Consider the following 11,500-nt stretch of genomic DNA (forward strand, 5'->3'; position numbering starts at 1 on the left):
CGGCGATCATGATACCCGAGCTGGTGAGCGGCTCGGGTCGGTCGGCGTGGCTCAGGGCAGCCAGGCCTCGACCACCTCGGGGTAGGTCTCGACCCAGCGGCGGGCGTTCTCGTAGGGATCGGCGCGCTTCTCCTCGTTCCACGCCATCAGCTCGCCCATCTGCTCCGGGGTCCAGTGGAAGTTGTCGAGCACCGCATAGGCCTCGGGCAGGTCCTCGGCCAGTCCCTTGCGCACCACGGTGTGGATGCGCTCGACGCCGCCGTAGATGTTCTCGGGGTCGGCGAGATACTTCAGCTCATGGGTCGAGAAGATCCAGTGCGGGGTCCAGCCGGTGACCACCACCCAGTCGCCGTCCTCGATGGCGTCACCGAGCACCGCGGTCATGATCGGGCCGGAGCTCTCCACCAGCTTCATGTCCTCGAGCCCGTAGGTCGCCATCATCTGCTCGGTGCGGCGCATGATGCCGGTGCCCGGCTCGATGCCGATGATCTTGTTGTCGAAGCGCTCGGCGCTGTCCTTGAGCTCGGCGATGGTGTCGATCTCGACATAGCTCGGTACCACCAGGCCCACCTGGGTGCCGATGAGGTTGGGACCGAGGTCGTCGATGCGATCGCGCACATTGTCGTAATAGTTCTGTTGGGTGGTCGGCAGCCAGGCGGCGACCATGCCGTCGACATCGCCCTCGGCGATCGCCTGCCACATGGCGCCGACCGCGACCGAGCGGATGGTGACGTCATAGCCGAGGTCCTCGAGCACCACCTTGATCAGGTTGGTGCTGGCGATCTCGGTGGTCCACTCGCCGTAGACCAGTTCGATCTTGCCCTTGGAGCCGGCGAAGGCGCCGCTGGAGAGCAGCGCGCAGAGACCGAACAGGACGAGGCTGGGGAGGGTGAGGCGGGGTTTATCCATACTGCGAATCAATCCTTCAGGTTGAACGACGCGCCGTCACCGCCCGCGCGGGACGCGTTGCGCGGAGCCGGGGTCGTGGGGGAGGGAATGCGAAGCGGGGGAGTTGCAAGCGGGTTGTCGGACGGGCGCTGCGCGCCCGTCCGGGTCGGCATCAGAAGTAGTAGCCCAGGTTCAGGGTGAACCGGTAGTTCCACTCGTCGTTGCCGTTGGCGCCGAAGTCGCCGACGCCGTAGATGCTGCCGTAGTTGTCCTGCAGCCCGTTGCCGGCGTCGTTGCCGACGAAGTAGTTGCCGTTGGAGTAGGCCAGGTCGCTGTAGATGTACCAGCCGCCGCTGGCCCAGGCGGCACCGACGGTGATCAGGTCGTTGTTGTTGAACTCACCCTCGTCCTTGATGATCGAGCTGTACTCGACATAGGGCAGCACATAGTCGAGCCAGGGCAGGTTCGGGGTCTCGTGCTTGTAGCTCAGCGACACCGCCGGGACCCACGCCTTGCTGGCCACCGGCCAGGCGAAGTCGAAGGCACCCATCGGGATCAGGGTGTCGGTCCCCCAGGGGTTGTCGGCGTCGATGTCGTACTCGTAACGGGTCAGCTGGGTGGCCAGGGTCCAGTTGCGGTAACGATTGACCATGTGCGCCGAGGCCGCCCAATGGCTGCCGTCGTCGGCGCGCTGGCCCTTGAGCTGGCCGTACTGCAGCGATACGCCGAGGTCGGTGGGGATGGCGGCGTCGGTGAGGTGGTAGATGGCGCGCAGGTTGAACTGGTGGCGCTCCTCGTAGCCGTTGTTGGCGCCGCCGTAGGTGACGTTGCCGTTCTCGTCGACCGACTCGGTCCAGCGCACCGGGTCGTAGCTGTAGCGGGCGCTGTCGAGGCTGCGACCGAAGTAGTTCCCCTCGCTGGCGGCGTAGTAGCCGACATCGATCGTCCAGTTGTCGATGTCGGTGGTGTACTTCACGCCCAGATCCATGTCGTCGGCGAGTCCGACATAGTAGTGCATGTCGAACATGTAGCTCTGCGACACGCCGAAGGGGCCGGGACCGAAGGGCACCCGGTTGACGCCGACCTTGAGCTCGCTGTCGTCGGCGAAGCGGTAGCCGAGCCAACCGGTATGGAGGAAGTTGTAACTCTCCCGGGTGCCGGCCGGATACCAGCGGTACTGGAACTCGCCGATGAAGTTGTTGTAGTCGAGCGAGAGCTCGAGGCGGAAGGTGTCGAACTCGACGTTGCCGCCGTTGCCGCCGCGGTTGGGGGCGTTGTCGAGGCCCTCGTAGCTGCCGAGGACGTAGTTGGCGCGCAGCGCGCCGCCGACGGTGACCGGGCCGAGCTTGATGCTGCGGTCGGCCGGCTCGGGGGCTGCGGTGGCGAGACGCTGCTCGGCCTCCGCCGCCTGCTGCTCGGCGGCGACGGTCTCGGAGCGGGCGGCGGCCAGCTCGCGCTGGGCCGCGGCGAGTTGGCGCTGCAGCTCGGCGATACGGCCTTCGAGGGCTGCGGCATCGGTGGTCGCGGCCGTCGCCGGCAGGGCGCTCAGCGCCCCGCCGAGGGCGAGCAGCGCGAGCGAGGCGCGCGTGCCCGACTGGGGCAGGTGGTGGTTGTTATTAGAGTTTTTCTTGATCACGGTTTCCAGCTCTCAACAGTCTCTGCGTTCTCTTCGACCCAGCGGCGGGCGTTCTTGTAAGGATCGGCGCGCTTTTCCTGGTTCCACACCATCAGCTCGGCCATCTGTTCCGGGGCCCAGTGGAAGTTGTCGAGCACGGCGTAGACCTCGGGCATGTCTTCCTTGAGCCCCTTGCGCACGATGGTGTGGATCTCTTCCTCACCGCCGTAGATGCCCTCGGGGTCCTCGAGGTACTTCAGGTCGTACTGGGCGAACATCCAGTGCGGGGTCCAGCCGGTGATGACGACCCATTCGTTGTCGTCGATGGCGTCGCCGAGGACGGCGGTCATGATCGGGCCGGTGCCCTCGACCAGGGTGATGTCCTCGAGCTCATAGCGCTCGATCGCCAGCTCGGTCTTGCTCATGATACCGGCGCCGGGGTCGATGCCGATGATCTTGTTGTCGAAGCGCTCGGCGGCGTCGTCGAGTTCGGCGATCGAGTCGATCTCGACATAGCTCGGCACCACCAGACCGATGCGGGTGCCCTCGAGGTTGGGGCCGAGGTCCTCGACGTCGTCGGCGACCTTCTCGAGATAGTGCATGTGGGTGGTGGGCAACCAAGCGGCGACCAGCCCGTCGACGTCGCCGGTTCCCACCGCCTGCCACATGGCGGCGGCCGAGACCGGGGTGATCTTGACGTCATAGCCCAGGTCCTCGAGCACCACCTTGACGACATTGGTGCTGGCGATCTCGGTCGACCATTCGACGTAGGCGAGTTCGACCTCGCCCTTGTCGGCGGCCAGTGCCGGGGTGACGAGCGCACTCAATGCCGTGGCGGCAGCGGTCAGGGTGAATCGGTTCATGGTACGGACTCCTCTGGTTTGGGTGGATGGCACATCATCGATGTGTCGTGGCGCCCCGTCCCTGGGGCACCGGTCGGCATGCGCCGCAATCAGCCCGAGGTCTGGCGGTTGTCGCGGGTGATGCCCTGGGTGATGCGGTCGAGCACCATCGCCAGGATCACCACCGCGAGTCCGGCCTCGAAGCCCATGCCCGCCTCGTTGCGCTGGATCGCGCGCCAGACCTCGCCGCCGAGGCCCTGGGCGCCGATCATGGCGGCGATCACCACCATCGAGAGGGCGAGCATGATGGTCTGGTTGATGCCGGCCATGATGGTCGGGATCGCCAGCGGCAGCTGGACCTTGCGCAGCTTCTGCCAGCGCGTCGAGCCGAAGGCGTCGGCCGCCTCGACCAGGTCGGAGGGCACCTGACGGATACCGAGGGTGGTGAGACGGATCGCCGGTGGCATGGCGAAGATCACGGTGGAGAACACCGCCGCCACCGGACCCAGGCCGAAGAAGGGGATGGCCGGGATCAGATAGACGAAGGCGGGCATCGTCTGCATGAGATCGAGGATCGGGAAGATGATCCGGTAGCCTGTCTGCGAGAGCGCGGCGAGGATGCCGAGCGGGGCGCCGATCAGCACCGCGATCAGGGTGGCGATGATGACCAGCACCAGGGTCTGCAGGGTCGGCTCCCACAGCCCCAGGTTCCACAGGAGCAGGAAGCCGGCGAGGGTGCCGATGGCGGTCTTGACCCCGGCGAGGCGCCAGCTCAATGCCGCGAACAACAGGATGGTGAGCCATGGCGGCAGCCACATCAGGCCGTCGACGGCGCCCTCGATGCCGGTCTCCATGACATCGGAGACGACCTTGGTGGCGGTGGCGAACTGATCGGTGAGGGCGTCGAGACCGTCGTCGATCCAGTCCGAGAGGGGAAGGCGTGGGATCTCGATCATGCGGCCTCCTCGGTGCTGTCTTCGCTGCTGCTGTGCTCGGCCAGGCCCTGGAGCAGCGAGGCGCGGACCACCTGACCCTTGAGTTTGCCCTCGTCGTCGACCACCGGGGCCGGCATCGGGCTCTGCGCGAGCGGCGCGAAGAGGTCGCGCACCGGGGTGTCCGGCGAGACCGGGTCGGCGCACGCCTCGAGGATCTCCTGGATGCTGCGTTCGCCGCGCTGCACCGCCGCCAACGCGGCCTCGTCGCGCACCATGCCCTGGAGCTTGAAGTCACCGCTGACCACGAACAGCGCGCTGAGGTTCTGCTCGTCCATCTTGCGCAGTACGGTGCGCGGCCCGTCGGTGAGGAAGGCGACGTTGCGCACCCGGTGCATCACCGCGCTGGCGGTCAGCACCTTGGTCTTGTCGACCTCGGCGACGAAGCGCTCGACATAAGCGGTGGCCGGGTCGGAGAGGATCTCCTCGCCGGTGCCGACCTGCTCGATGCGCGCGTCCTTCATCAGCACGATGCGGTTGCCGAGATAGAGCGCCTCGTCGAGGTCGTGGGTGATGAAGACGATGGTCTTCTGCAGCCGGTTCTGCAGCGCCAGCAGCTCCTGCTGCATGTCGCGACGGATCAGCGGATCGAGCGCGGAGAAGGCCTCGTCCATCAACAGCACATCAGGGTCGACCGCGAGTGCGCGGGCCAGTCCGACGCGCTGCTGCATGCCGCCGGAGAGCTGATCGGGACGGGCGTCCTCCCAGCCCTCGAGTCCGACCTGGCGCAGCGCGGTGATCGCCTTCTCGGCGCGCACCTCGGGCGCCACGCCCTGGATCTCGAGACCGTATTCGACGTTCTCGCGGATGGTGCGGTGGGGGAACAGGGCGAAGTGCTGGAAGACCATGCCGAACTTGCGCCGGCGGGTCTCGAGCAGCTGGTGGTGATCGAGTCCGACGATGTCCTCGCCGTCGATCAGGATCTCGCCCCGAGTCGGTTCGTTGAGCCGGTTGAGACAGCGGATCAGGCTCGACTTGCCGCTGCCCGAGAGTCCCATGACGACCAGGATCTCGCCCTCGTAGACATCGAAGCTGGCATCGGCGACGCCGACCGTTTGCCCGGTCTTCTCGAGGATGGTCTTTTTGTCGGCGCCCTGGGCGAGCAGCTCCAGGGCCTTCTCCGGCTCGTCGCCGAAGATCTTGGTGAGACCGCGCACGGCGATCTTGATGGATTGTTCTGCGGGCATGGCCCCGATGGTCCTTGACGGATAGATTGATGTGTGAGCGCCCGAGGGCCACTCACGGCTTTTGATCGCGGCATGGTGTCGCGCGTACCCCGACCGACCGGGGTGCTTGTGGCACCGTCTCCGGCGGGCGTCGGGGCGATGGTTGGTAGCGTGCCGGGGGTTTCCGGCCGACAGACATTTTCTAACCCTAACAGACTGTTGCGTGTACGCGCAACCATGACGGGCTGGTGGCCGGGGCGGTTTCAGGCTGGTTTTCGGACCCGCTGTGTGTGCCGCGCGCGCGGATCGGCAGCGCTCGGCTGGTGACGTAGAATGAGGGCTTTAAACGAGCGGAAGGATGGCTATGACGAGCTTTCGCGGTACAACGATCCTCTCCGTGCGGCGCGGCGGCAAGGTCGTGGTCGGCGGTGACGGGCAGGTCTCACTGGGCAACACGGTGATGAAGGGCAACGCGCGCAAGGTGCGGCGGCTCTATCATGGCCGGGTGCTGGCCGGTTTCGCCGGCGCCACCGCCGACGCCTTCACCCTGTTCGAGCGCTTCGAGGCCAAGCTGGAGAAGCACCAGGGCCACCTCACCCGCGCCGCGGTGGAGATGGCCAAGGACTGGCGCACCGATCGCATGCTGCGCCGTCTCGAGGCGTTGCTCTGTATCGCCGACGCCGAGACCTCGCTGATGATCTCGGGGACCGGCGACGTGATGGAGCCGGAGCACGACCTGATGGCGATCGGTTCGGGCGGGGCCTTCGCCCAGGCCGCAGCGCGCGCGCTGCTCGAGAACACCGAGCTCGATGCCCGCGAGATCGTCGAACGGGCCTTGAGTATCGCCGCCGATATTTGCATCTATACCAATCACAATCTGGTGCTCGAGGAACTCGACGCCCAGGCGTGAGTGTCCCGGCGCCCTGGCGCAACCTGCCCGGGGAGCGGAGAATGGCCGCTCGACCGGGCGCGGGAGGTCTCCGCGGCCCCCGTCCCCTTCGCGCTCACCCGCCGTGCCGTCTCGCGGAGGCGGCCCACCCGATGGACAGGCTCAATGTCGGAAATCACCCCACAACGCATCGTCGCCGAGCTCGACAAGCATATCGTCGGTCAGCACGAGGCCAAGCGCGCCGTGGCCATCGCGCTGCGCAACCGCTGGCGTCGCTCCTGCATCGAGGAGCCGCTGCGCTCGGAGATCACCCCCAAGAACATCCTGATGATCGGTCCCACCGGCGTCGGCAAGACCGAGATCGCGCGTCGGCTGGCGCGTCTGGCCAATGCGCCCTTCCTCAAGGTGGAGGCCACCAAGTTCACCGAGGTCGGCTACGTCGGGCGTGATGTCGAGTCGATCGTGCGCGATCTGGTCGATATCAGCATGAAGATGGCGCGCGAGCAGGAGATGGCCAAGCTCGCCGACCAGGCCGCCGCCGCGGCCGAGGAGCGCATCCTCGATGCGCTGCTGCCGCCGCCCTCGGGCTTCGAGCAGGACAGTCGCGCCAGCGCGCCGAGCTCGGCCACCCGCGAGAAGCTGCGCGCCAAGCTCCAGGCCGGCGAACTCGACGGGCGCGAGATCGACATCCAGGTCTCCGCCACCCCGCACGGGGTCGACATCATGGCCCCGCCGGGGATGGAGGAGATGACCAACCAGCTCCAGGGGCTGTTCCAGAACCTCGGTCAGGGGCACCAGCAGCGGCGCAAGCTGCGTATCGGTGAGGCGCGCAAGCTGCTCGAGGAGGAAGAAGCGGCCAAGCGGGTCAACGACGAGGATCTCAAGCTGCGCGCCATCGACAATGCCGAGCAGCACGGCATCGTCTTCATCGACGAGCTCGACAAGGTCACCCGCCGGGGCGAGGGCGCGAGCAGCGCCGACGTCTCGCGCGAGGGCGTGCAGCGCGATCTGCTGCCCCTGGTCGAGGGCAGCACGGTGTCGACCAAGTACGGCGCGGTGCGCACCGATCACATCCTCTTCATCGCCTCGGGGGCCTTCCATCTCGCCAAGCCCTCCGACCTGATCCCCGAGCTGCAGGGTCGGCTGCCGATCCGCGTCGAGCTCAAGGCGCTCGACAGCGACGACTTCGTGCGCATCCTCACCGAGCCCGACGCCTCGCTCACCGGCCAGTATCGCGCCCTGCTCGCCACCGAGGGGGTGAACCTGGAGTTCACCGAGGACGGTATCCGCCGTATCGCCGAGATCGCCTGGCAGGTCAACGAGCGCACCGAGAACATCGGCGCGCGGCGCCTGCACACGGTGCTCGAACGGCTGCTCGAGGACATCTCCTTCAACGCCTCCGAGCTCGACCGCGTCACCGTCACCGTCAACGCCGCCTATGTCGACGACAACCTGTCGGGGCTGGCCGAGGACGAGGATCTCTCGCGCTACATCCTGTGATCGATCGCGTCGGGCGCCCGGCGCGCCCGACCCTGGAGGCCCAGCCATGCCCGTACCCACCGAACTCAATCTCCATCGTCAGTCGCGCGTGCTCGAGGTGAGCTTCGACGACGGCGCGCGCTTCGCGCTGCCCTGCGAGTATCTGCGCGTCTACTCGCCCTCGGCCGAGGTGCAGGGGCACAGCCCCGAGGAGCGCATCCTCGTCGTCGGCAAGGAGGAGGTCGGCATCGACCGCATCGAGCCGGTCGGCAACTATGCCGTCTGTCTGCACTTCGACGACGAGCACAACACCGGGATCTACTCCTGGGACTATCTCTACCAGCTCGGTGCCGAGCAGGCCGAGCGTTGGCAGACCTATCTCGACGAACTCGCCCAGTCCGGACATGTCCACAAGGATCGTTCGAACTGACTGATATGACGGCCACGCGCCGGCGGTCCCCGGGCCGCCCGGAGCGCCCTCCGGCAGCGGCCCGGGGGCCCCGATCGGCGCCGGCCTTTGGTGTAAACTAGCCGCCGATTCGACAGCAGGGACACACTATGTCCGACCAGAAGACCACCCATTTCGGCTATCAGCAGGTGCCGATCGAAGAGAAGGCCGCGCGCGTGCGCGAGGTCTTCGACTCGGTCGCCACCCGCTACGACCTGATGAACGACCTGATGTCGCTCGGCATCCATCGGCTGTGGAAGCGCCACACCATCGAGCTGGCCGGCGTGCGTCGCGGTCAGCGCGTGCTCGACCTCGCCTCGGGCACCGGCGACCTGGCCGATCGCTTCGCCGCCATCGTCGGCCCCGACGGTCAGGTGGTGATGTCCGACATCAACGCCGCGATGCTCGGCGAGGGGCGCAAGCGGATGCTCGATCGCGGGCGCGTCGGCAACATCCAGTACTCGCTGATCAACGCCGAACAGATCCCCTTCCCCGACGACTACTTCGACTGCGTCACCATCGGTTTCGGGCTGCGCAACGTCACCGACAAGCAGAAGGCGCTCGGCGAGATGCAGCGCGTGCTGCGGCCCGGCGGTCGGGCGCTGGTGCTCGAGTTCTCCCACCCGCTGACCAAGCCGCTGGGCCGTGCCTACGATCTCTATTCGTTCTCGGTGCTGCCCACCCTGGGCAAGCTGGTGACCAACGACCCGGGCAGCTATCGCTATCTCGCCGAGTCGATCCGCATGCACCCGGACCAGGAGACGCTGCGCGGCATGATGGAGACGGCCGGGCTCGAGCGTTGCGAATACTTCAACCACAGCGGTGGCATCGTCGCGATCCACCGGGGATACAAGTTGTGAGCGAAGGCATCCAGATTCCCGACGCCCTGCTCGCGGTGATCGAGCAGGCGCTCAACCGCTACATCGCCCTCGACCCCGAGGGTCAGGCCGGGTTCGCGGCGCTCGAGGGGCGGATCATCGCCATCGAGGTCAAGGGCTTCGGCACCCGGGTGACGGTGCTGCCGGGGCAGCGCGGGCTGCAGCTGTTCGGGCTCTACGATGCCGAGCCCGATTGTCTGATCCACGGCACCCCGCTGGGGCTGGCGCGCATGGGCATGGCCGAGCGCAAGGCCGCCCAGCTGATCTCCGGCGAGGTCGAGATCGAGGGCGACACCGCGCTGGCGCAGTCCTTCAGCCAGGCGCTGGCGCACCTCGACGTCGACTGGGAGGAGCAGCTCGCGCGCGTCCTCGGCGACCCCTTCGCCCACCAGCTCGGCAACCGTGCGCGCGCCGCCGCCGACTGGCGCGAGCGCGCCTCCGAGACGATGAACGCCAACCTCAGGGAGTACCTGCAGGAGGAGCGGCGCCTGCTGCCGACCCGCTATGAGGTCGAGGCCTTCCTCGAGCAGGTCGACATCCTCCGCGACGATGTCGAGCGGCTCGCCGCCCGCATCGAGCGACTCACCACCCAGGCAGCGGACCTCGGCACCCAGCAATGATCGGACCCCGTCAGGCGTTACGCCTCTTTCGCATCAACTGGGTGCTGCTTCGCAACGGACTCGACGAGGTCATCCTCGCCACCCATCTGCTCCGCCCGCTGCGCTGGTTGATCTATCTCACCCCCTGGTACTGGTTGCGCGGCGAGCTGCCGCCCTATCCGGCACGGGTGCGCCAGACCCTCGAGGACCTGGGACCGATCTTCGTCAAGTTCGGCCAGATCCTCTCCACCCGTCGCGACCTGCTGCCCGACGACCTGGCCGTCGAGCTGGCCAAGCTCCAGGACCGGGTGCCGCCCTTCGGCGGCGATCAGGCGCGGGTGCTGATCGAGCGCGCCTGGGGCTGTCCGATCGAGGACGTACTCGATGAGTTCGACCCCGAGCCGCTGGCCTCGGCCTCGATCGCCCAGGTCCACACCGGGCGTCTCAAGGACGGTCGCGAGGTGGTGGTCAAGGTGCTGCGTCCGGGCATCGACCGGGTGATCCGCCAGGATCTCGGCCTGATGTATACCGTCGCCCAGCTCGCCGAGCGCTACTGGGCCGATGGCCGGCGGCTGCGTCCGGTCGAGGTGGTGCGCGAGTACGAGAAGACCATCTACGACGAGCTCGACCTGCAGCGCGAGGCGGCCAACGCCTCACAGTTGCGCCGCAACTGGCAGGGCAGCGAGATGCTCTACATCCCCGAGGTGTTCTGGGACTGGACCCGCTCCAACGTGATGGTGATGGAGCGCATCTACGGCATCCCGGTGAGCAACGTCGAGGAGATCAAGGCGCAGGGCGTGAGCATGAAGCAGCTCGGCGAGCGCGGGGTGGAGATCTTCTTCACCCAGGTGTTCCGCGACAACTTCTTCCATGCCGACATGCACCCGGGCAACATCTTCGTCGAGCCCTCGGGGCGCTACATCTCCATCGACTTCGGCATCGTCGGCTCGCTCACCACCGAGGACCAGCGCTATCTCGCCGAGAACCTGCTCGCCTTCTTCGAGCGCGACTATCGTCGGGTGGCCGAGCTGCACGTCGAGTCGGGCTGGGTGCCGCCGGGGACCCGGGTCGACGAGTTCGAGTCGGCGATCCGCACCGTCAGCGAGCCGATCTTCGAGAAGCCGCTGGCCGAGATCTCCTTCGGTCACTTCCTGGTGCGGCTGTTCCAGACCGCGCGGCGCTTCAACATGGAGATCCAGCCGCAGCTGGTGTTGCTGGAGAAGACCCTGCTCAACATCGAGGGGCTGGGGCGTCAGCTCTATCCCGAACTCGACCTCTGGACCACCGCCAAGCCCTATATGGAGCGCTGGATGAAGGAGCGCGTCGGGGTCAGCGGGCTGGCCGAGCGCACCAAGCGCAACGTGCTCTCGATCGCCGACCAGACCCCCGAGCTGCCGCTGATGGCCTATCGCATCCTCAGCAGCTACGACCGCCGCTTGCGTCTGGCCGAGTCGAGCCACGAGATCAACGCCGAGCGCGCCCGCCAGGCGCGCACCAGCGGCAATGCCATCCGCGCCATCGGCGGCGCCACGGTGCTCGTCTGCGGCACCCTGGTGCTGTTGCTCGGCCCCGGCCACTGGCTGCAGGAGGGCGTCGGCGTGGCCCTGGTGGCGCTGTGCTATCTCTCCGGGATCTGGCTGTTCGCGAGCGCCTCGCGTCGGGCCTGAACCGGCGGCGCTGAGACGCTGTGGAACACGGGAAGAT

Annotated in this window: 11 protein-coding genes; 6 read left to right on the plus strand and 5 right to left on the minus strand. The window is 67.2% G+C overall.

Features of this window, described 5'->3' with window-relative positions:
• Positions 1-51 precede the first annotated feature (51 nt).
• The 5 genes from EBL85_RS15665 to EBL85_RS15685 form a co-directional block, all read right to left on the minus strand.
• Positions 52-909: a glycine betaine ABC transporter substrate-binding protein gene (locus EBL85_RS15665; RefSeq protein WP_123138962.1), complete on the minus strand. Its 858-nt coding sequence runs from the start codon at positions 907-909 to the stop codon at positions 52-54.
• Between the two features lie 151 nt (positions 910-1,060).
• On the minus strand, positions 1,061-2,524 hold the full coding sequence (locus tag EBL85_RS15670) for a hypothetical protein (protein ID WP_123143397.1): 1,464 nt from the start codon (positions 2,522-2,524) through the stop codon (positions 1,061-1,063).
• Complete coding sequence (locus EBL85_RS15675; protein WP_123138960.1) at positions 2,521-3,366, minus strand: glycine betaine ABC transporter substrate-binding protein; 846 nt, start codon at positions 3,364-3,366, stop codon at positions 2,521-2,523. Before EBL85_RS15675 ends, EBL85_RS15670 begins: the two co-directional genes overlap by 4 nt.
• Before the next feature lie 89 nt (positions 3,367-3,455).
• A complete protein-coding gene (locus EBL85_RS15680; protein WP_123138959.1) occupies positions 3,456-4,301 on the minus strand; it encodes a proline/glycine betaine ABC transporter permease in 846 nt (281 codons plus the stop codon).
• Complete coding sequence (locus tag EBL85_RS15685) at positions 4,298-5,524, minus strand: glycine betaine/L-proline ABC transporter ATP-binding protein (protein WP_123143398.1); 1,227 nt, start codon at positions 5,522-5,524, stop codon at positions 4,298-4,300. The genes EBL85_RS15680 and EBL85_RS15685 overlap by 4 nt, the downstream gene beginning before the upstream one ends.
• A gap of 343 nt (positions 5,525-5,867) precedes the next feature.
• Between EBL85_RS15685 and hslV the strand changes: the two genes are divergently transcribed.
• The 6 genes from hslV (at position 5,868) to ubiB (ending at position 11,463) form a co-directional block, all read left to right on the plus strand.
• Positions 5,868-6,413 carry an ATP-dependent protease subunit HslV gene (hslV, locus tag EBL85_RS15690; RefSeq protein WP_062271602.1) on the plus strand — a complete coding sequence of 182 codons (546 nt, stop codon included), beginning with the start codon at positions 5,868-5,870 and terminating at the stop codon, positions 6,411-6,413.
• A 144-nt stretch (positions 6,414-6,557) separates the two neighbouring features.
• Positions 6,558-7,892: an ATP-dependent protease ATPase subunit HslU gene (gene hslU / locus EBL85_RS15695; protein WP_123143399.1), complete on the plus strand. Its 1,335-nt coding sequence runs from the start codon at positions 6,558-6,560 to the stop codon at positions 7,890-7,892.
• A gap of 46 nt (positions 7,893-7,938) precedes the next feature.
• A complete protein-coding gene (locus EBL85_RS15700; protein WP_123143400.1) occupies positions 7,939-8,301 on the plus strand; it encodes a gamma-butyrobetaine hydroxylase-like domain-containing protein in 363 nt (120 codons plus the stop codon).
• Between the two features lie 128 nt (positions 8,302-8,429).
• A complete protein-coding gene (ubiE, locus tag EBL85_RS15705) occupies positions 8,430-9,179 on the plus strand; it encodes a bifunctional demethylmenaquinone methyltransferase/2-methoxy-6-polyprenyl-1,4-benzoquinol methylase UbiE (protein ID WP_123138955.1) in 750 nt (249 codons plus the stop codon).
• A complete protein-coding gene (locus EBL85_RS15710; protein WP_123138954.1) occupies positions 9,176-9,817 on the plus strand; it encodes an SCP2 domain-containing protein in 642 nt (213 codons plus the stop codon). Before ubiE ends, EBL85_RS15710 begins: the two co-directional genes overlap by 4 nt.
• A complete protein-coding gene (gene ubiB / locus EBL85_RS15715) occupies positions 9,814-11,463 on the plus strand; it encodes a ubiquinone biosynthesis regulatory protein kinase UbiB (protein WP_123138953.1) in 1,650 nt (549 codons plus the stop codon). Before EBL85_RS15710 ends, ubiB begins: the two co-directional genes overlap by 4 nt.
• The last annotated feature ends 37 nt before the right edge of the window (positions 11,464-11,500 follow it).

This window comes from Marichromatium sp. AB32, assembly GCF_003718675.1.
In the GTDB taxonomy this organism is placed as follows: domain Bacteria; phylum Pseudomonadota; class Gammaproteobacteria; order Chromatiales; family Chromatiaceae; genus Marichromatium; species Marichromatium gracile.